The 20,755-nt window shown below is 63.6% G+C and carries 17 protein-coding genes; 6 read left to right on the forward strand and 11 right to left on the reverse strand.

Annotated features, from left to right (window positions below; translation table 11 throughout):
* Positions 1-163: 163 nt before the first annotated feature.
* On the forward strand, positions 164-1,273 hold the full coding sequence (locus FGE05_RS28355; protein ID WP_139650159.1) for a DUF3182 family protein: 1,110 nt from the start codon (positions 164-166) through the stop codon (positions 1,271-1,273).
* Positions 1,263-2,021, forward strand: coding sequence for a S9 family peptidase (locus FGE05_RS28360; RefSeq protein ID WP_139650161.1), 759 nt, complete (start codon positions 1,263-1,265; stop codon positions 2,019-2,021). Before FGE05_RS28355 ends, FGE05_RS28360 begins: the two co-directional genes overlap by 11 nt.
* Positions 2,022-2,129: 108 nt before the next feature.
* Here FGE05_RS28360 and FGE05_RS28365 read toward each other — a convergent pair whose 3' ends face one another.
* Genes FGE05_RS28365 through FGE05_RS28380 form a run of 4 tightly spaced genes read right to left on the reverse strand, consistent with a single transcriptional unit; the run spans position 2,130 to position 6,193 of the window.
* The gene (locus tag FGE05_RS28365; protein ID WP_139650163.1) at positions 2,130-3,164 is read right to left on the reverse strand and encodes a lysylphosphatidylglycerol synthase domain-containing protein; all 1,035 of its coding nucleotides are present in this window, start codon (positions 3,162-3,164) and stop codon (positions 2,130-2,132) included.
* The gene (clsB, locus tag FGE05_RS28370) at positions 3,151-4,449 is read right to left on the reverse strand and encodes a cardiolipin synthase ClsB (RefSeq protein ID WP_139650165.1); all 1,299 of its coding nucleotides are present in this window, start codon (positions 4,447-4,449) and stop codon (positions 3,151-3,153) included. Before clsB ends, FGE05_RS28365 begins: the two co-directional genes overlap by 14 nt.
* Positions 4,446-5,270 carry an endonuclease/exonuclease/phosphatase family protein gene (locus tag FGE05_RS28375; protein ID WP_241801722.1) on the reverse strand — a complete coding sequence of 275 codons (825 nt, stop codon included), beginning with the start codon at positions 5,268-5,270 and terminating at the stop codon, positions 4,446-4,448. Before FGE05_RS28375 ends, clsB begins: the two co-directional genes overlap by 4 nt.
* Positions 5,267-6,193: a DUF72 domain-containing protein gene (locus tag FGE05_RS28380; protein ID WP_139650167.1), complete on the reverse strand. Its 927-nt coding sequence runs from the start codon at positions 6,191-6,193 to the stop codon at positions 5,267-5,269. Before FGE05_RS28380 ends, FGE05_RS28375 begins: the two co-directional genes overlap by 4 nt.
* Positions 6,194-6,392: 199 nt before the next feature.
* Here FGE05_RS28380 and FGE05_RS28385 point away from each other — a divergent pair, with 199 nt between their 5' ends.
* Positions 6,393-8,480, forward strand: coding sequence for a mechanosensitive ion channel family protein (locus tag FGE05_RS28385; protein ID WP_139650168.1), 2,088 nt, complete (start codon positions 6,393-6,395; stop codon positions 8,478-8,480).
* Between the two features lie 132 nt (positions 8,481-8,612).
* On the opposite strand, the gene FGE05_RS28390 is transcribed toward FGE05_RS28385, so the two are convergent.
* Positions 8,613-12,926, reverse strand: a complete 4,314-nt coding sequence (locus FGE05_RS28390) for a DEAD/DEAH box helicase (RefSeq protein ID WP_139650170.1) — start codon at positions 12,924-12,926, stop codon at positions 8,613-8,615.
* A 288-nt stretch (positions 12,927-13,214) separates the two neighbouring features.
* Between FGE05_RS28390 and FGE05_RS28395 the strand changes: the two genes are divergently transcribed.
* Positions 13,215-14,099, forward strand: a complete 885-nt coding sequence (locus FGE05_RS28395; RefSeq protein WP_024778348.1) for a sugar nucleotide-binding protein — start codon at positions 13,215-13,217, stop codon at positions 14,097-14,099.
* Positions 14,092-15,021, forward strand: coding sequence for an NAD-dependent epimerase/dehydratase family protein (locus FGE05_RS28400; protein WP_139650172.1), 930 nt, complete (start codon positions 14,092-14,094; stop codon positions 15,019-15,021). Before FGE05_RS28395 ends, FGE05_RS28400 begins: the two co-directional genes overlap by 8 nt.
* A gap of 136 nt (positions 15,022-15,157) precedes the next feature.
* Here FGE05_RS28400 and FGE05_RS28405 read toward each other — a convergent pair whose 3' ends face one another.
* The 5 genes from FGE05_RS28405 to FGE05_RS28425 form a co-directional block, all read right to left on the reverse strand.
* Positions 15,158-15,856: an OmpW family protein gene (locus FGE05_RS28405; RefSeq protein WP_139650174.1), complete on the reverse strand. Its 699-nt coding sequence runs from the start codon at positions 15,854-15,856 to the stop codon at positions 15,158-15,160.
* A gap of 214 nt (positions 15,857-16,070) precedes the next feature.
* Entirely contained in the window at positions 16,071-16,589 is a 519-nt protein-coding gene (locus FGE05_RS28410; RefSeq protein WP_139650176.1) for a DUF3299 domain-containing protein, read from the reverse strand.
* 11 nt (positions 16,590-16,600) lie between these two features.
* A complete protein-coding gene (locus FGE05_RS28415; RefSeq protein WP_139650178.1) occupies positions 16,601-17,866 on the reverse strand; it encodes an ABC transporter permease in 1,266 nt (421 codons plus the stop codon).
* Between the two features lies 1 nt (position 17,867).
* On the reverse strand, positions 17,868-18,578 hold the full coding sequence (locus tag FGE05_RS28420; protein WP_139650180.1) for an ABC transporter ATP-binding protein: 711 nt from the start codon (positions 18,576-18,578) through the stop codon (positions 17,868-17,870).
* Positions 18,579-18,739: 161 nt separating this feature from the next.
* Positions 18,740-19,330 (reverse strand): DUF2796 domain-containing protein, encoded by a 591-nt coding sequence (locus FGE05_RS28425; RefSeq protein ID WP_139650182.1) that lies wholly within the window; start codon positions 19,328-19,330, stop codon positions 18,740-18,742.
* A 132-nt stretch (positions 19,331-19,462) separates the two neighbouring features.
* Here FGE05_RS28425 and FGE05_RS28430 point away from each other — a divergent pair, with 132 nt between their 5' ends.
* Positions 19,463-19,816 carry a hypothetical protein gene (locus FGE05_RS28430; protein ID WP_139650184.1) on the forward strand — a complete coding sequence of 118 codons (354 nt, stop codon included), beginning with the start codon at positions 19,463-19,465 and terminating at the stop codon, positions 19,814-19,816.
* Here the strand turns inward: FGE05_RS28430 and trxA are convergent.
* On the reverse strand, positions 19,813-20,685 hold the full coding sequence (trxA, locus tag FGE05_RS28435; protein WP_139650186.1) for a thioredoxin: 873 nt from the start codon (positions 20,683-20,685) through the stop codon (positions 19,813-19,815). The two genes, FGE05_RS28430 and trxA, sit on opposite strands and share 4 nt — an antisense overlap.
* Positions 20,686-20,755 lie beyond the last annotated feature (70 nt).

Here is a 20,755-nt window from a genome sequence, read left to right on the forward strand (position 1 = left end):
ATTTGCGGGATCCCCGTCACGGATCGTGCAGAATGAGACAGGCTCGATGCTACCCATCTTCCGAAATTCGCCCGTTTCCTTGGCCGTCCACCAGCGTCACCCTGTTGGCCTGATCTCTGCACCCGTTTACCCACAGCCATGAGCGCAGGTAAAAGGGCAACGCATGACGCCAGTCAATCGCAACAAAACCGTGGTGGCCCATTCGGTCAACCCTCACGCGCCACTTCATGAAGTGGAAACCAATCGTGCCCTGGCCCGTTGGCTGGCGCAGATCCTCGGCATGGAATACGGCGGCAGCTATGACAGCCAGCAGCATGCCGGGCGCGATTTGTATCTGTTACCCACGCAAACCCTGATAGGTCCGGAAGCCGCGCGGCATTTGGGTGTCTCGGGGCCGGACGATCTGTGGGGCGGTTACGTCGAGCATGATTTCATCTGCACCAAGGCCATCACCCACGGTCTACTGAATAAGGATGCCGTCGCCCCCATCGGCTGGTCGCCGTTGTTTGCCAAGCTCGCCCGTAGCGTGGTGCTCGATGGCGTGAGTGTTTTTTCACTCAAGGACGCACGTCTGGCCGCCGAACATCTGCTGTACACCGGACCGATCCGCTTCAAGCCGATTCATGCTTGTGCCGGGCGCGACCAGCGGGTGATCGAGAACCTTGCACAGTTCGATGAAATCGCCGCTGATCCCGAGGCCCAGGCCGTGTTTCGCGACGGTGTGGTGCTGGAGCAGAACCTCAATGAGGTCAGGACCCAGAGCGTTGGCCAGAGCGCTATCCATGGCAAGAGCCTGAGCTATTGCGGCGTGCAGCACCTGACCCGGGACAGCCAAGGGCTGGAAGTGTACGGCGGCTCGGACCTGTTGGTGGTGCAGGGCGGCTACATCGAGTTGCTCAGGCTTGAGCTGCCCGATGAAGTACGCGAAGCGGTGAGGCTCGCGCAAGTGTTCGACGATGCCGCCAATCAGGCCTATCCCGGTTTCTTTGCCTCTCGGCGCAACTACGACATTGCTCAAGGCATCGATACTGGCGGCCAGCCCCGTGGCGGTGTGCTGGAGCAATCCTGGCGCATGGGCGGGGCCAGCAGTGCGGAACTGGCGGCGCTACAAGTATTCGTTCAGGAACCGTCGACCAGCGTGGTCCGCGTGTCTTCGGTGGAAACCTACATCGACCAGCCGTTGCCTCCCGGCGCCATGGAGGTGTACCGCGGCCCGGCGCACAACGGTGATTTCCTACTCAAATACGTAACGGTTCATTCCCATGACGGCTAGAAGTGAAATCATTCAGATCGAGATCGACGACGAGCACATGAACGGCACGTTCCTGAGCCCCAAGTCGAAAGTCCCTGGCGTGTTGTTCGTGCACGGATGGGGCGGCAGCCAGGAGCGTGACCTGGAACGGGCCAAGGGCATTGCCGGCCTGGGTTGCGTCTGTCTGACCTTTGACTTGCGTGGGCACACCGGTGGTGCGGGCATTCCGCTGTCCCGGGTGACACGGGAAGACAACTTGCGGGATCTGCTGGCGGCCTACGACCGGCTGCTCGCTCATCCCGCCTTGGACACTTCAGCAATTGCGGTGGTCGGCACCAGCTACGGCGGTTACCTCGCCTCGATTCTGACCTCGCTACGCCCGGTACGTTGGCTGGCGTTGCGGGTACCGGCGCTGTACCGCGACGAACAATGGCACACGCCCAAGCGCGACCTGGACAAGACCGACCTGCTGGATTATCGCAGTACGCTGGTGCACGCCAGCACCAACCGCGCGTTACACGCCTGTTCACAGTTCACCGGTGATGTGCTGTTGGTGGAGTCGGAAACCGACGACCATGTGCCCCATGCCACCATCATGAGCTACCGCGCGGCGTGCCAGCAGACCCATTCGTTGACCCATCGAATCATCGATGGCGCCGACCATGCCTTGAGCGACCCCGTATCACAACAGGCCTACACCTCGATCCTGGTGGACTGGATCACGGAAATGGTGGTGGGAGAGCGGTTGAGCATCATTCAGGAGCGGTAGACTTCATTGTCTATGCGGGCGCCATCGCGAGCAGGCTCGCTCCCACATGGGCTCGCATTCCCCCTGTGGGAGCGAGCCTGCTCGCGATAGCGTCGGTTCAGACAATGATCATCTGAGCTCGGGCTTCTTGAGCCCGGGCTTGACCCGCAACGCCTTGGCCTTCGCCTCGATCACCAGGTACATCACCACCGTGACCAGCAACGGCAGGATGAAATAGATTGCCCGATAGGCAATCAACCCCGCCAGAAGGCTGCCCCGGGACGCGTCGTGTTGCAGCAGCGCGATGAAGACCGCCTCCAGCACGCCGAGCCCCGCCGGAATGTGCGTAATGACCCCGGCAATGCTGCTGATTAGCAATACCCCAAGCACCACCGGGTACTCCAGTTTGCTGGGCAGCAAAGTAAAGATCACCGCCGCCATCAACGACCAGTTCAGCGCCCCCAGCGCCAGTTGCAACACCGCCATGCGCAGCGAGGGCAAGTTGATTTCCATGCCGCGGATCGTCCAGGCACGACGCTTGGAAAACCGGCAGGCCAGCAGATACCCGGCACTCGCCAATAGCAACAGCGCGCCCACGCCCTGCAAGGCATCGCTGCTCAGTTTCCAGCCCGGCGGCATCGTCACCAGACCGCTGCTGAACACCACCCCGGCCAGGGTCATGTAGCCGAACCAGTTCGTGGCCAGGCTCAGGCCGAGGATCTTGGCGATGTTGCCGTTGCTGACCCCCAGCCGGGAATACAGCCGGTAACGCATGGCGATGCCACCGACCCAGGCGCTGAGGTTGAGGTTGAAGGCGTAGCTGATCACCCCCACGGGCAGGATCTGTCGCCAACCCAGTTTCTGGCGGATGTAGGTGCGACCGATCAGGTCGAAGCAGGCGTAGGTAAGGAAGCTGGCGACGGTCAGCGTGGCGGCGATGATCAAGGTCCGCACCTTGAAGTCGGCCAGGGTGTCGAATACCTCGGACCAGTCGATGCGCCGGGCCAGGGTCGTGAACAGCACGATCAGCAGCAGGAAGAACGCCAGGGTCAGCGGTCTTTTCCAGCGGCTCCAGCGGCTCCAGCGGCTCCAGCGTGACTTGGGTTTGCTCTCGTCCCGGACACGGGCATCGCTTGGCGCGGTGTGCGCCTCAGAGTGATTCATGGGGCTCGCTCCGAACCGCCGTCGGCGGCGAAAAAGGTTTCAGGCGCGGTTTATGGGCCGGCAGCCATCCGGCCCAGGCCGGGAAGTGACGCAGGAAGTGGAACACCATGAAACCGATGGTCATGCGCCAGAGCAGGCCCCGTGGGGCGCGACTGGCGGGCATGGCGGTGCAGTGCTCGCGGCTCAGGTAATCGAGGCGCTGGAACAGTTCGCGGTTGAACCCCCGGTCGCGGATCAGCACGTTGGCTTCCAGGTTCAGCGACAGGCTCAGGGGGTCGAGGTTGCTCGAACCGACGGTACTCCAGTCCTCATCCACCAGGGCGACCTTGCCATGCAGGGGCCGCTCGCAATATTCGTGGATCGTCACGCCGGCTTTGAGCAGGTAGTCGTACAGCATCCGCGCCGCGAGCTTGGCGATCATCATGTCTGGCTGGCCCTGCAGGATCAGCCGCACCTCCACGCCACGTCGCGCCGCATTGCGGATCTCCCGCAGCAACCGATAGCCGGGGAAGAAATAGGCATTGGCGATGACCACGCGCCGTTTGGCGCTGCGCAGCACTTGCAGGTAGACCTCTTCGATGTCGGTCTGGTGTTCGTGGTTATCGCGGTAGACCAGGCGTACCTGGCCGTCGTGGTCACTGAAGGCCAACTCGCTGCGCCGACTACGGCGGCGCTGCCACCAGTACTTGGCCCGGGCCGGCCGGCCGCTTTGCATCAAGGCGAAGTGATGGATATCGACCACTGCCGGACCTTTGACCTCCACCGAATAGTCCTGCTTGGCCTCGGGGCCGAAATCGCCCAGATGGTCGGCGGAAAAATTGATCCCGCCAATGAAGGCGATCACGCCGTCTATCACCACCACCTTACGGTGCAAACGGCGGAACCAGTTGGTACGAATGCCCAGGTGAAGAGGGGCCGGATCGAACATTTGCAGGCGCACACCCGCGTCGCTCAACGAGGCCAGGAAGTTCGGTGTCAGCTCCCCGCAACCGAAGCCATCCAGGCTCAGGGTGACTCGCACGCCCCGTTGGGCGGCGTCCACCAGCACGTCGCGCAATTCGTTGCCGACCTTGTCCTCGAACAAAATGAAAGTCTCGATGAGGATTTCATTTTCGGCTCGACGGATAGCCTCGAACACTCGGGGGAAATATTCCTCGCCATTTTCCAGCAGGGTGATGCGGTTGTTGCCATGCCAGCCGTATTCGACGTCTACCAGCGCCGGGTCGCGCTCAGTGGGCGGCGTCTCGACCTTCTCCACTGCTGCCTTGTTCATCGTCGCGCTCATAGTTCGATCTCCACCGACAGCGGGGCGTGGTCGGACAGGTGCGACCACGGGCGTACGCTCAACACCTTGGCCTGATTAGCCTTGAGGTTGCGCACATAGATTCGGTCCAGGCGCAGGATTGGCAGGCGCGCGGGAAAACTGCGGGCCGGCTTGCCCCATTGTTCAGCAAACACTTCCCGCAGGCCGCAGGGTTCGAGCAGGTCGGTGGCCTTGCCGCGCCAATCATTGAAGTCCCCGGCGACGATCACCGGTGCCTCGGGCGGCAGCTCGCTCAAGCGCTTGCACAACAACTTCAGTTGTTCGACACGATGACTTTCGCGCAAGCCCAGGTGAACACAAATGGCATGGACCTGCGGACCGTTACCCCCTGGCAGGCGCAACACGCTGTGGAGCATGCCCCGGCTCTCATGGCCGCTGATGGACACGTCCAGGTTGTCGTGGCGAATGATCTGGAACTTCGACAGCAGTGCGTTCCCATGGTCGCCCGCCGGATACACGGCGTTGCGCCCGTAGGCGAACTGCGGCCAGAGACTGTCGGCCAGGAATTCGTATTGCGGCATGCTCGGCCAGTTGGAGAAGCGCTGGGGGTGCTGTTCGTGGGCACCATGCACTTCCTGCAGGAACACCACGTCGGCGGACACGCTGCGCACCGCTTCGCGCAGCTCCGGCAGGATGAAGCGCCGGTTCAGGGCGGTGAAGCCCTTGTGGGTGTTGACCGTCAGGACCGTGAAGCGGCTGATCCGGTCGAGGTCGTGCGCCAGGTTCTGGGGAGCGTCGGTGGTTGCGTCGCGGGTCGCCTCGGTAGGGCCTGGCGTGCTCATGGCAACACCCCCTCGGCCGGGCGTTCGCCGGGCGTGGTCGCGAGGTCCTTGTCCAGGTCGAAACGCTCCAGCAAGTGGCGCGCGTCATAGGGCGCGCGGACCTTGATGTCGTTGTCGAAATAGCAGAACACTTCCCGGCTCTTGCGCGCCCTGGGTTTTTTATTCGGATCGATCAGTTGGGCGTCCTGCGGTTGTGTGCCGTGGCTCCAGGCCTCGATCCGGTCGCCCCAGCGTTGTAACGCCTCGTCGGTGTAGCCGCTGGCGTAGAGTTCTTCGGCACCGTGCAGGCGCAGGTAGACGAAATCGCTGGTGACGTCTTCGCGGTAGGGCCACTTGCCGGCGGTGTCTGCGATCACCAGCGCAATGTCGTAGCGCTTGAGCAAGGCGACGAAATGCGGGTCGACGAAGCTTTCATGGCGGATCTCGACCGCGTGGCGCAATGGGCGCTTCTTATCGGTTTCGGTGCTGGCGTGGCCGTCCAGGCGCGGCTCGTGCTCCCGGGCCAGAGCGGCGGCACTGACAGTGTCATGGGGCAGTTGCTTGAGGAAGTCTTCGAACAGCTCGGGGTCGAATTTGAAGCTGGGGGGAAACTGCCAGAGGATGGCGCCGAGCTTTTCCTTGAGCTCCAGCACCCCGGACGCGAAGAAATTGGCCAGCGGCTTATGGATATCCCGCAGGCGCTTGATGTGGGTGATGAAGCGCGGTGCCTTGACGCTGAACACGAAGCCCGGCGGCGTCTCGGCATACCACTGGGCATAGCGTTCGGGACGTTGGAGGGCATAGAACGAGCCGTTGATTTCGATGCTGTTGACCGCTCGCGAGGCGAACTGCAATTCACGCTTCTGGGTCAGCCCCTTGGGGTAGAAATCCCCCCGCCAAGGCGTGTATCGCCAACCGGAAATGCCGATGTGGATCGCCGTCATGTGTCCCTCCCGTGCCAAATGACCTCGTACTGCCGGTGTCTTGCTGATGACTGTCGGGCGGCGCAGAAAGTTTCGACGAAGTGCCCGGTGGCGAAAGCGGTGGGGTTCTTGTGGCGAGGGTTTTGTATTGGTCTTGAGCGAACTTGCCTGCCTGATATGGATCAGTTCCTTACCGATCCCCATCAAGGAGCCTCGCGTTTTGTCTCGATTGAGCCGTGTATTCCTGCTGGTATTGCTGGCGCTGACCGGCGGCATCGCCCACGGCGCAGCCGCTATTCCCGGCATGCCCGCGCCCAGTGAAGCGCCTGCCGAACCCGAACCCCTGGTCCAGGGTGGTTTGCTCGGGGCGATCAGTTCGAGCATCGATGACGTCCAGGACAAGCTCGACCTCAACCAGAGCCTGATCGATGCCTGGCGCTTGCGGGCGGACCGGGCGGCGGATGAGGTGGACCGGCTCGTGGACCAGACCTCCCGATCTTCCTGGCGGGTGGCAGGGGATTTCCTGCTGCTCTCCGGCGCCTGGCTGGGCGCCTTCGGGCTGATCTGGGCCGGCGCGCGGCTGCTGGTCCATCACCTCGGCCGACGCCGTTGGCTGCGCACCCGCCAGCGGGTGCTGGACCTGCTCGGCTACCTGTTGCCCTACACCGTGCCGGCGCTGGTCTGCTTGCCGCTGACCCTGTACGTCAGCCACTTCCTGCAAGTGTCGGTCGGTCGTGCCCTGGCGCTGTGCTTCGCCTATGCCACCAGCAGCGGCGTTTTCTCGACCTCAGTGCTGCTGTGTCTGATCGTGATGTTCAACGCCGGCCACAAGCGCCGGGCGGTGGCGATCATTCGCCATTTCAGCCCGCGGCCGTTGTTCCTGATCGGTTTCCTCGCCGCCCTGAGCGATGCGCTCACCAGCCCGCAGATTGCCCGGCAATTGGGTAGCAACATCACCAGCAGCGTGGCGGTGTTCACCGGGTTGCTGGCCTCGGTGATCTTTGGCTGGCTGGTGATTCGCATGCGCCGGCCGGTGGCACACCTGATCCGTAACCGGCCGCTGGCCCAACGCCTGAAACAGCCCGCCCTGCAGGAGTCGCTGCGGATCTTTTCCGGGCTCTGGAACTGGCCGATCCTGTTGATGGTGCTGGTGTCGGCGGTGAGCCTGATCGGCGTCGGCGAAGACAACCAGAAAGCCCTGCGTTGCGCGCTGTTCACCACCATCCTGCTGATCGCCACGGTGTTTCTCAGCACCGTGCTCCAGCATGTGTTCAAGTCGCCCAAGGCCGAAACCATCCAGCGCAACAGTGCCTACAAGGGCCGGCTGCTGAGCCTGTTACACGCCTTGCTGCGGATCGTCATGGCGGTGGCGTTCATTGAAATCCTCGGACGGATCTGGGGGATCTCGCTGTTCGAATTCGCCTCGCGCAATGCGGTGGGGCGGGCGATCAGCGATTCCCTGAGTCGCATCGGCTTGATCTTCCTGGTGACCTGGCTGATGTGGGTGGTGCTCGACACGGCGATCCAGGAGGCTCTGAAACCGCCGATGAACAAGCGCGGCGCACGTCAGCCCAGCACTCGGATCAAGACCATCCTGCCGCTGTTGCGCAACGCGGCGAAAATCATCCTGGTGGTGATTTGCGCCATCACCACCATGGCCAACCTGGGCATCAACGTTGCGCCGCTGCTGGCGGGCGCCGGGGTGGTGGGATTGGCGATCGGCTTCGGTTCGCAGCAACTGGTGCAGGACGTGATTACCGGGCTGTTCATTATCATCGAAGACACCCTGTCCATCGGCGACTGGGTGGTGCTCGACTCCGGCCACGCCGGCACCGTCGAGGGCCTGACGATCCGCACCCTGCGCCTGCGCGACGGCAAGGGTTTCGTGCATTCGGTGCCGTTCGGCCAGATCAAGGCAGTGACCAATCAGTCCCGGCAGTTTGCCTTTGCTTTTTTCTCGGTGCAGTTCACCTACGACACCGACGTGGACCAGGCCATCGAACTGATCCGCGAAGCCGGGCGTTCGATCTCGGAAGACCCGTTTCTGAAGTTCAACCTGCAAGGGCCGCTGGACGTGTTCGGCGTGGACCGGATGGACCTCAATGGTGTGGTGCTCACGGCGCAGTTCCGCACCGTTTCGGGTGGGCAGTATGCAGTGAGCAGGGCGTTCAACCAGCGCTTGAAAAAGCTTGTGGATAACCACCCGGCGGTGCATTTCGCGCAGATTTATCCACAGCAGGTGATGTTGCCGAAGCGATTGGTGGAAGATCCGGTGGAGGGGGCTGAGGTGCCTGATCGTCCTCAGTAGAAGCTGGCTTTGTAGTGGGGTTGCTGGCCCCATCGCGAGCAGGCTCGCTCCCACAGTTGAAATGCATTCCTCGGTGAAATTGCATTCCCCTGTGGGAGCGAGCCTGCTCGCGATAGGGCCCGCCCAGCCACCTCAATTTCTCTGGATAAGCTTGCTGCGGATTTCCCCCATCGCCTGCACATCCAGCTCCATCCAGAAATGCAGCTTCCCGGCAATCTGCGCCGCCACCGGCATTCCATCGCGATACACCAGCCGATTGCTCGCCAGCGCCGGCACTTTTGCCCCAGGCAGCAATGTCCCGGCCAGGTTCAGCGGGTCGACGCCGCACACCGCAATCACGCTGCCGTCAGTGGGACGGCGACGGACTTCGCGCAGCAGCGGGATGGCTTCGGGCAGGGCGAACTGCTCTCCGGCCAGACCGCTGACAAAGCGCCCGCCACGGATTTCGCCGCGTGCCTCCAGGCGATGGAACGTGCGCAGCAACTCGCGCCAGCTCGGCAGCCAATCCGCCTCCCGCTCCAACAAGCGCCAGAACACCACGCCGTAACGGCGCAGCAGGGTCATTGCGATGTGCTCCAGGGTGTCGGGCGGTGTGGGCGCGGGTCGGTTGCCTTCGGTCGGTGCTGGCTGGCTGCGGCGCAACAAGGCCCAGCGCCCGGCATCGTCCATGCCACCGACAAACGCCCCGCGCCCACGCCGACTGCTGCGGGCCTGGCGTTTGCTGGCGGGTGTGATCAATGCCCGCAGCCCGGCGAAGCTGTCGGCATTCACCAGGCCGGCACCCACCAGCTCTTGCAAGGCGATTTCCAGTTCGGCGCGCAGCAGGTGGGCTTCGTGCAGCAACTCGTCGAAAAACAGCGCGCCATGTTCGCTGAGGGCCTGGTGGACTTTTTGCGTCTTGAGGGACAGTTCGCTCAGTGGTGTCTGCTCTGTCAGGCTGCTCCACAGGGAGACCTGACTGCGCGGCAGCAACACCACCGGCGTGCTGCGCAGGGCCGTGGCGGAGGCTTTCTGCCGGGCGCTGAGGCGAGTCCAGACCAGCTTGCCGCTGCGACACAGTTCGTCGAGCCAACTGGCGGAGTAGTCCTTGATCCGCGCCGGCAAGAGGTCGCTATCCCAGGCCGAGGCCGCAGCGGGGTAGCCTTCGAACTGGCTGACGATCGACGGCAGCACGGCGCTGCCCCGGCCCTGGGTCGACGGCGACAGGTGTTGCCAGTCGAACAGGAACCGCATGAAATCCTGCAGCATCACCGGTTCGATTTCCCGGCGCAGGCGCTTGACGGTGTAGCGGTGGATGCGGGCCAGCAGATGCCGTTCGCACCATTCCTCCTGACTGGTGCCCGGTGTGAAGCGGCCGCGCAGCACGTAGCCTTGTTGTTCAAGGTGCGCCAGGGCCTGGGTGGCTTGCGCTGTCGATAATCCCAACGGATAGGCGATGGCAGTGAGTGGCAACGGGCCAAAGGCGCTGAGCCGGGCGCGGAGCACTTCCACCACGGCTTCGTCGCTGTCCCACGCTTCATCGACCCCGGCCAGGGGTGTCAGCGCGGGCTGCCATTGGGCCTGTGGATAAATCCCTTGTAGGCAGGTCAGTCGCTCCAGTGGCACCCACAGGCCGCGCTCGGCGCTGATCTGCACATGGCTGGCCCGCCCGCGTTCGGCCAACGCTTGCAGCCAGCCCGGCCACGATTCGTGGGCGCGTGCTTCGCTGTCGGCGATGCAGGCCAGGCTCATCAGCGCTTCGTGCATTTCATCGAGATTGGCGGGCGTCGGCCAGGCTTCCTCCCTGACCGACTGGATGGCCTCGGCGTCCAGCGCACCGAGGTCGTCAGTGGATTGCGGATCGCTCCAGCGCCGGTTGATGACCGCCTGGGTTCGGCGCTCTTCCAGCGGCGCGTCGTCGAGGAAGGTGTAGGGGCGGGCGCTGAGGATTTCTGCCGCCAGGGGCGACGGGGCAGGCAGGTCGCGACTGATCAGGCGAACTTCGCCCGCCTCCATGCGCCGCAACAGCGCCAGCCAGCCTTCGCTGTCCATGGCTTCGTGCAGGCAGTCATCGAGGGTCTGTTCCACCAGCGGGTGGTCGGGGATTTCCCGCTCGCCGGCGAGGTTCTCCAGGCAGGCGATCTGATCAGGGAACACGCTGGCGATCAGGTCTTCGCTTTTCATCCGCTGGATTTGCGGGGCGACCTTGCGTCCGCCGGTGTAGCGCGGCAAGGCCAGGGCTACCCCGGCATTCCAGCGCCAGCGCACGCCGAACAGCGGCGCATCCAGCACCGCCTGTACAAGGATCTGTTCGGCGCTGTGACTGTTGAGGTAACGCCAGACCTCATCCAACTCGAAACTGTGGCTGGTGGACAGCGACAGCACGATGGCGTCTTCGCTGGCGGCGGCCTGCAATTCGAAATTGAAGGTGCGGCAGAAACGCTTGCGCAGGGCCAGCCCCCAGGCGCGGTTGATGCGGCTGCCGAACGGCGTATGGATGATCAGTTGCGTGCCGCCGGACTCATCGAAGAACCGCTCCATGACCAGCGTGTCCTGCGACGGCAGGGCGCCGAACGCCAGGCGGGCCGGGGCCAGGTAATCCACCAGTTGTTCGGCGCTGGCCAGGTTCAATTGCAGGGTGCCGGTCAGCCAGTCGAGGGCCGGCTGCAGATTGCCGGGGGTGGCGCCGAGCAGTTGATCGAGCTGTGCTTGCAGGCGGGCCACGGCCAGGGACAGTTCGGCGCTGCGCCCCGGGGCCTCGCCGAGCCAGAACGGAATGGTTGGCGGCTGGCCCTGGGCGTCCTCGACCCGCACGCGGCCGGTCTCGACGCGAATGATGCGGTAGGAGGTATTGCCGAGCTGGAACACGTCGCCGGCGATGCTTTCCACCGCGAAGTCTTCGTTGACGCTGCCGATGTTCAGGCCCTGGGGTTCGAGCAGCACGCTGTAGTCGGCGTTGTCCGGAATGGTGCCGCCGCTGGTCACGGCGGTCAGTTTGCTGCCCCGGCGCCCGCGCAGGGTACGGGTGACTGCGTCACGGTGCAGGTAGGCGCTGCGCACGCCCTGGCGACCGTTGAGGCCTTCGGCGAGCATCTGCAACAGTGCCTGGTAATGCCCTTCGTCCAATTCGGCGTAGGGCGCAGCACGGCGAAAGGTGTCCAGCAGCGCCTGTTCCTGCCATTCCTGGCAACTGACCTCGGCGACGATCTGCTGAGCCAGCACGTCCAGCGGTGCCTTGGGGATGTGCAGGATGTCCAGTTCACCCCGGCGTACGCAATCGAGCAGGGCGGCGCACTCGATCAGGTCGTCGCGGGTGGTGGCGAACAGGCGTCCCTTGGGCGTGCCGCCGACCTGGTGGCCGGAGCGGCCAACCCGTTGCAGGAACGCCGAAATCGAGCGGGGCGAGGCGATCTGGCACACCAGGTCGACGTCGCCGATGTCGATGCCCAACTCCAGGGACGCGGTGGCGATCAGCACCTGCAATTCGCCGCGTTTGAGCCGCTGCTCGGCATCGAGGCGAAATTCTTTCGCCAGGCTGCCATGGTGGGCGGCCACGGCGTCCTTGCCCAGGCGCTCGCTCAAATGGCGGCTCAGGCGTTCGGCCAGGCGCCGGGTATTGACGAACACCAGGGTGGTGCGGTGTGCCCGGGCGAGCTCGGCGAGGCGGTTGTAGACCAGTTCCCACACATCATTGGCCATCACCGCCGAGAGCGGCACCGGCGGCACCTCGATGTCCAGGTCGCGGGGACGGGCATGGCCGATGTCGACGATTTCGCACGAGCGACCTTCGCCCACCAGAAAGCGTGACACTGCTTCGATGGGTTTTTGCGTGGCGGACAGGCCGATGCGCACCAGCGGCTCGCTGCACAGCGCTTGCAGGCGTTCCAGACTCAGGGCCAGGTGGCTGCCGCGCTTGCTGGCGGCGATGGCGTGGATTTCATCGACGATCACCGTGCGGGTACTGGCGAGCATCTGCCGGCCGGAATCGGAACCGAGCAGCACGTAGAGCGATTCGGGCGTGGTCACCAGAATGTGCGGCGCGGTCTTGCGCATCGCCGTGCGTTCTTTCTGCGGTGTGTCGCCAGTGCGTACGGCGGTGGTGATTTGCAGGGCTGGCAGGCCCATCTGCCGCAATTGTTCGGTGATGCCGGCCAGCGGGGTTTGCAGGTTGATCCGGATATCGTTGCTCAGGGCCTTGAGCGGCGAGACGTAGACCACCAGGGTCTGGTCCGGCAGGCCGCCCTGTTCCAGGCCCCGGTGCACCAGCTCGTCAAGCACGGCGAGAAACGCCGTGAGGGTCTTGCCCGAACCGGTGGGCGCGGCCACGAGGGTCGAACGACGCTGACCGATCAACGGCCACGCCCGGGCCTGGGCGGCCGTGACCGCCGGGAAGGTCTGGCCGAACCAGGCACGGACGGCGGGGTGAAAGCCTGCCATGGCGTGGTCGGCTGCAAGGGGCAGATTCATAGGGGCAGTTATGCGGGTGGGATGGGGAAGATGCAAGTACTGGCTGATATCTCCGTTGCCTGGCAGGCCCCATCGCGAGCAGGCTCGCTCCCACAGGATGGAGCACCACAGAGCCATTGTGGGAGCGAGCCTGCTCGCGATGGGGCCCTGAAGCGCGGCGCAAAATCCCCGATCTGCACTTTACGGATGACGGTTGCGCACTAAACCCGCAAAATGCAACGATTCCGGCAACGCCTGCGGGTGTTGTCGATCAAATTCTTGTGCCAACAGACTGGGCCTGCGAACTTTATGCGAATGCGCCTTATGTTACTGGGCGGCGGAAATGCCCTTGGGCAGGCGCTGATTCGCCTCGGTGCGGAAGAAGACATCGGTTTTCTCGCCCCCCGCCCCCCCGAAGATGGCTGGGATGCCGCGAGCCTGACGCAGCTGCTCGACGACACCCGTCCGGACGCCTTGATCAACCTGGCGTACTACTTCGACTGGTTTCAGGCCGAGGTCGTCAGCGAGCAGCGCCTGGCCAGCCAGGAGCGCGCGGTCGAGCGCCTGGCCGAATTGTGCCAGCACCACAATATCGTCTTGCTGCAACCGTCGAGCTATCGCGTGTTCGACGGCTCCCGCGCCACCGCCTACAGCGAAAAAGACGAGCCCGTGCCCCTGGGCCTGCGGGGTCAGGCCTTGTGGCGGATCGAGCAGAGTGTGCGCGCCACGTGCCCGCAACATGTCCTGCTGCGCTTCGGCTGGCTGCTGGACGACAGCGCCGACGGCATCCTCGGACGTTTTCTCGCCCGGGCCGAACAGCCCGAGGAGCTGTTGCTGGCCGATGACCGTCGAGGCAACCCGACGCCGGTGGACGACGCTGCCCGGGTGATCATCTCCGTGCTCAAACAACTCGACTGCGCCGCGCCGCTGTGGGGCACTTACCATTACGCCGGACATGAGGCGACCACGCCGCTGGCGCTGGGCCAGGCGATCCTCACCGAAGCCCGCGCCCTGCATCCGCTGGCAATCGAGTCGCCCACGCCCCAGGCCCACGCCGCACGACCGGATGCCGCGGAAGAACCGCAGCATGCGGTACTGGCCTGCAAGAAAATTCTGCACACTTTCGGGATCAAGCCCCGCGCCTGGCGCGCCGCACTCCCGGGCTTACTGGATAGGTTTTATCGCCATGGCTGACGGCCCTGTTTTAATCACCGGCGGTGCGGGTTTCATTGGTTCACACCTGACCGACGCCTTGCTCGCCAAGGGGCATTCGGTGCGCATCCTGGATGACCTGTCCACTGGCAAGCGCAGCAACCTGCCGCTGGACAATCCCGCTGTCGAACTGATCGAAGGCGACGTCGCCGACGCCGCCCTGGTGGCGCGGGCCATGGTCGGCTGCAGCGCCGTGGCGCACCTGGCCGCAGTGGCTTCGGTGCAAGCCTCGGTAGACGACCCGGTGCGTACTCACCAGAGCAATTTCATCGGCACCCTGAATGTCTGCGAAGCCATGCGCCAGGCCGGCGTGAAACGGGTGCTGTTCGCCTCAAGCGCAGCGGTCTATGGCAACAACGGCGAAGGCCAGTCCATCGACGAAGAGACCCCCAAGGCCCCGCTAACGCCCTATGCCTCGGACAAACTGGCCAGCGAGTTCTACTTCGACTTCTACCGCCGCCAGCACGCGCTGGAGCCGGTGGTGTTCCGCTTCTTCAACATCTACGGCCCGCGCCAGGACCCGTCATCGCCGTATTCCGGGGTCATCAGCATCTTCAGCGAGCGGGCACAGAAAGGCTTGCCGATCACCGTGTTCGGCGATGGCGAGCAGACCCGGGATTTCGTCTACGTCGAAGACCTGGTGGATTTGCTGGTGCAGGCCATCGAGAAGCCTGAGGTGGAAGTCGGGGCGGTGAACGTCGGCTGGAACCAGGCCACGACTCTCAAGCAAATGCTTCAGGCCCTGGCCACGGTTGTCGGTGACCTGCCTCCGGTCAGCTACGGCCCGGCGCGTTCGGGGGACATCCGCCATTCCCGGGCCGATAACCATCGGCTGTTGCAGCGCTTCAGCTTCCCGCAACAGACGCCGATGAGTGTGGGGCTGGCGCGGCTGTTGGGTCGCTGAGTTTCCAATAGGCACAAAAAAACTGTGGGAGCGAGCCTGCTCGCGATAGCGGCATGACAGTCACTGAAGAGGTGAATGTCAGGCCGCCATCGCGAGCAGGCTCGCTCCCACAGGGGCATCTTATGTTCTGGTTCGGTTAGAACTTGTAACCCAACCCCACCATGTAGATCCACGGATCCACATCGACATTCACCTTGGCCCGGGTGCCACCGGCCACGGCGTTGTTGTCGACATACGCCGTGGTGTCGATGTCGATGTAACGGATCTGGCCGTTGATCATGATGTTGTCGGTCAGCATGTAGTCAGCGCCCACTTGCCATGCCATGCCCCAACTGTTGCTCGCCCGGAAGTTGCTGAAGCCGTTGGCGCTGGCTTCGCTGCCGACATGTTCGTCGTAGATCCAGGTGTAGTTGATGCCGGCGCCGACATACGGTTGGAATGCCGATTTGGCCTCGAGTGGGTAGTAGACCAGGCTCAGGGTCGGTGGCAGGTGCTTGAGGGTGCCGAGCTTGCCGTTGGCCGCGCCCAGGGCGGTGCCCTTGATCTTCACGTCGTGCTCGAACGGCGAGGCTGCCAACAGCTCGATGCCCAGGTGGTCGGTCATCATGTAGGCAAAGTTCAAGCCCAGTTGCGTGTCGCTGCTCATGGTCGCTTTGCCACCTAGATCGGCACCGGCTAGGGGGCCACGGTCGACCTTGACGCTGGAACTGTCGGCTTCCGGATTGACGGTGATGGCGCCGGCGCGAACGATGATATCGCCGGCCGTATGGGCCTGGGCGAGAGGGGCTGTGAGCGCGAGGGCGACGAGGGAAGCGCTGAGCAAGGACTTGTGCATGGGGGCTCCAGAGGACATTTCAAAAGGATGTCCCATGGTACGGAGGCGTCTGGTTCCGTCTTTTGACTCAGCTCAATGAAAGTGTGATGAGCCCTTTGAGGGCCTCATCGCGAGCAGGCCCGCTCTTACACTGATCGTGAGAACACCAACGATCCCATGTGGGAGCGAGCCTGCTCGCGATAGCTATTTCACAGACAATGCATGACCACCGGATTCACTCCGGCAGCTCATACACATAAATCTTCTCAGCCTCCATCTGATACCCGGCATCGGCCAGTTCGCTGGTGGACGGCTTGACCTGCATCGGCCCTTCGACCCAGTACGGTTGATACAGCTCATCGAGCTTCACCCCGACTTCGCTCTTCACATGCACGATCTGGTTCGAAGGCGGTGGCGGCACATGGATACAGGCACCGAAATACGGCACCAGCAAGAAGTCCGTGGTGCGGCCTTCCTCGCTCACTTCCAACGGCACGATGTAGCCCGGCAAACGAATCTGCTGGCCATCGAGCGCCTTGACCACCGGTGCGTTGGGCAGGTCCTGTTTGGCGGCCGGGGCGGATTCGGCGGACAGTGCAGTGCTCATCTGCGACAGGTCATGCAACGGGGTCATGTTCGGCACTTCCGGCGGCGCGTCGGGCGGGATCATTTCCGACCAGGCCAGGTCCCTCGGCTCGGCCGCCCACAGTGGCAGGGCGACCATCATCAACAGCGCAAACAGGGCGCGGGGCATCTTCAATGTCCTCATAAACGGATCGACAAGCCGTCGGCCAACGATTGGCGATAGGCGCGCCAGGCCGGCACGCTGCCCATCAGCAGGGCGGCGATCAGGATGCCAGCCATGAGCGTCCATTCATATTCGCTTGGCCAGCTCAACGGCAGGTATAAGCCGTAGGCCGACTGTACGTAACCCTGGGCGCCGCCGATGCCGATGTACAGCAAGGCCAGCCCGGCGGCGACCCCGGTCAATGCCAGGGCAAAGGCTTCCAGCACCAGCAGGCTCGCGATGTGCCACGGCCGCGCGCCCACCGAGCGCAAGATCGCCATCTCCCGACGACGCTCGTTGAGACTGGTTAGGATCGCCGTGAGCATGCCGATCAACCCGGTCAGGACGACGAACAGCGAAATCACGAACAAGGCTTTTTCCGCCGTGCCCATCAGGCTCCACAACTCTTGCAGGGCCACGCCGGGCAGGATCGCCAGCAATGGCTCGCCCCGGAACTCATTGATTTCGCGCTGCAAGGCAAAGGTGGAGATCTTGCTGTTGAGGCCGAGCATGAACGCGGTGATGGCCTGGGGCGTGAGGTCCATATTGCGGGCCTGGTCGGCGCTTATGCGACCGTTGCCCTGGGCCGGCACGCCGTTCTTCCAATCGATGTGGATCGCTTCCATGCCGCCGAGGCTGATGTGCAGTGTGCGGTCCACCGGGGTGCCGGTGCGCTTGAGAATGCCGACCACGGTGAAGGGCTTGTCGTCATGCTTGACCAGGCTGATGGCCGCTACGCCGTGGGCCAGCACCAGTTTGTCGCCGAGCTTGTAATGCAGCGCCTCGGCCACTTCGGCACCGAGCACCACTTCAAACGGGTCGCTGGCGAAAGCCCGGCCGTCGGCCAGTTCCAGGTGTTGCTGGCGGCCGTACTGGTAATGCTCGAAATAGGCCTCGGTGGTGCCCATTACTCGGTAGCCGCGATGGGAATCACCGAGCGACATGGGGATTGCCCACTTCACTTTCGGGTTGCTGGCGAAATGTTCGAAGCTGTCCCAGCGAATGTTGTTGGTGGCGTTGCCGATGCGAAACACCGAGTACAGCAACAGGTTCACCGAGCCGGAACGGGCGCCGACGATCAGGTCGGTGCCGCTGATGGTGCTGGCAAAACTGGCTTTTGCCTCGGTGCGCACCCGCTCCACCGCCAGCAGCAGGCAGACCGACAGGGCGATGGCGAAGGCAGTGAGGATCGCAGTGAAACGGCGGTTTGCCAGGCTGGCCATGGCTAGACGGAACAAATACATCTCAGACCTCGAGTGGCTTGGCGGCACGATTGAGATCGGCCAGCGAGAGGTTGCGGTCGAACAGCGGCGCCAGGCTCTGGTCATGGCTGACGAACAGCAGGCTTGAGCTGGCCTCGCGGCATTCGGCGAACAGCAGCCGCAGGAAGTTTTCCCGGGCGTCGTAGTCCAGGGCCGAGGTCGGTTCGTCGGCGATCACCAGTTCCGGCTGGCCGATCAACGCCCTGGCGGCGGCGACCCGTTGCTGCTGGCCGATGGACAGCGAGTCGGCGCGGCGCTCCAGCAGGTTCGGGTCGGTCAGCCCCAGGTGAGTCAGCAGCGTGGCGGCGGCCTGATCGATGCTGCCGTGGCGCTGGATGGCTCGTTGGGCCCGCAGCCTGGAAAAATGGCAGGGCAGCTCGACGTTCTCGCGCACCGAGAGAAACGGCAGCAGGTTGAATTGCTGGAAGATGTAGCCGGTGTGGTCCACGCGAAAGCGGTCGCGGCTGCCGGCACCCAGTTCGGTGAGCGGCTGGCCGAGCAGGCGGATGCTGCCGCGATCCGGCGTCTGCACCCCGCCCAGCAGCCCTAGCAAGGTGGTTTTGCCACTGCCGCTGGGCCCTTTGAGGAACAGGGTTTCGCCGGCTTCGAGGCGAAAGGCCGGGATGTCCAGCAGTGGCGGATGCCCGGGCCAGCTGAAGACCAGGTCGGACAGTTCGATGAGTGCTTGGGTCATGGTGGCTGATATCAGGATGATGGAAGCCCCTGTGGAGTACCTGTGGGAGCAAAGCTTGTCCACGATGGGCTTGTCACATTCAACGTCGATGTCGACGGTCGGACCGCTATCGCGAGCAAGCTTTGCTCCCACAGGCTTCCACCGCAGGGCGTGCAGTGTATTCAGAACTTCAGCGATGGCGCCTTGGCCGTCACTTCCACGCCTTGCTGGCCGCTCGGGCTGATCAGTTGTACCTGAATTTTCTGGGTGGCCGGGAAGGTTTTGAACAGCGTCGCCAGGTCGAGGTTCTTCAAGGCACCGGGTGTGGCGCAGGTGAACTGGTAGTGGGCGTGGATTTCGCTGTGCTCGTGGTGGTGCTCGTCACCGTCGGTGTCTTCGTCTTCGTCATGCTGTTCATGATCCGGTTCATCACCGAACAACGGGCTTTCCAGTTCCTGCTGGGCCAGGGTGCATTGGGCGGCGGCCGGCAGGTTGAACAGTGCCAGTGGCTTCTCAAGACGCGCCCGGGCCGCTTCGACCTTGGCCTTGTCGGCATCGCTGGTGGCTTCGTGTTCAAAGCCGACCAGGTTCATGGCCGGGCTCTCCAGCTCGAGCTCCAGGGTCTGGCCGTCGAGCGCAGCGTTCAGGCGGCCAACGCCGTGTTCATGGGCACCCAGGCTGCCGTGCTCATGATCATGGTCGTGCTCGACCGCCGCATGAGCAACGGCCAATGGCAGCAGGGCGAACGGCAAAGCAAGAAGCAGACGACGCATGACGAGTCTCCAGACAAAGTGAATATTTTGTTATGTAATCTTATAACGAATTTGCACAGAGTTTGACCGTCTGCTTGGCGTCGCGCAAGGCCCATGGGAGCATGGGAACATTAAATCTTCAGGAGCACGGTGATGTTGCGCATACGCGGAACCGTCGGCGATTGGCCGGTGGACTTGTCGATCGAAATGGACGAGGGCGACTGGGCGCAGCTCGGCGCGCAGTTGCAGGTGGTCAAGCCGGAGGGCGCGGCGATGACGGCGGCCAAACCGGCGAATCAGGACGATGCGCTGTGGCAGATCGCCAGGGAGTTGCTGCGCAAGGCCGGGCAGTTGAGTGGCCCGGACCTGCTGGAACAACTGGAAGGCCTTACGGGCAGTGCTCCGGCGGGCAAGCGCCTGTTGGTGCGCTTGCGCCACAGCGCCGAGGTCAAGGTGCTGAGCGGCGGTGATACGCCGCTCTACAGTTGGGTGGGGGCTGAGGCTTAGTACAACGCGGCAAACAGCTTGCGGCGATAGGTCGTCACCAACGGATGATCGTTGCCCAACAGTTCGAACACTTGCAGCAGCGTCTTGTGCGGCAGACCCTCGCTGTAGCCCCGGTTACGGCTGAACAGCTTGAGCAGTGCGTCGAGAGCCGGCTCATATTGCTGGCGCGCCAGTTGCTGGATCGCCAGTTGATACACCGCTTCATCGTCCTGTGGGTCTTTTGCCAGGCGGGCCTTGAGGTCGGCGGCGTCTGGCAGATGCTTGGCCAGGCCGAGGAACTGGATCTGCGCCTTGGCCCCGGCCAGTGCGGCCTTGTGCTCGTCGCTTTTCACCGAGTCCAGCACGGTCTGCGCTTCGCCCAGCTCGCCGCGTTCAGCCAGGCAACGGGCAAACAGGATCAGCGCCTTGGCGTTGGTGTTGTCTTCACCCAGCAGCACGGTGAGCAGGGCTTCGACATCGGCGAAACGCCCGTCGTCGAACAACGCCTGGGCCTGCTCGAGCGGATCGGCCGCGGCGGGAGGCGGCATCTGCACATGGGGTTCGAGCATCGCCCGCACCGCCGATTCCGGCTGGGCCCCGGCGAAACCGTCGACGGGCTGGCCGTCCTTGAACAGCACCACCGTCGGCAGGCTGCGGATGCCGAAGCGGGCGACGATGTCCTGCTCGATGTCGCAGTTGACCTTGGCCAGCAGCAACTCGCCCTGATAGCTCTCGGCAATACCTTGCAACATCGGCATCAGCGCCTTGCACGGCGCACACCACTCGGCCCAGAAATCCACCAGCACCGGTTTGTGGAAAGAGTTCGCGATCACCGACTGATCGAAATCGGCGGTGGTGGCGTCGAAGATGTAGGGAGTGTCCTGGGTCATGGGAATCTCTTAGAACGCTTGAATGAGGCAACTATACGCGGGGTCTTGCGGTGCCTGGTAGGTCGCTATC

Origin of the sequence: Pseudomonas sp. ICMP22404, from assembly GCF_006227205.1 — a bacterium.
Classification (GTDB): domain Bacteria; phylum Pseudomonadota; class Gammaproteobacteria; order Pseudomonadales; family Pseudomonadaceae; genus Aquipseudomonas.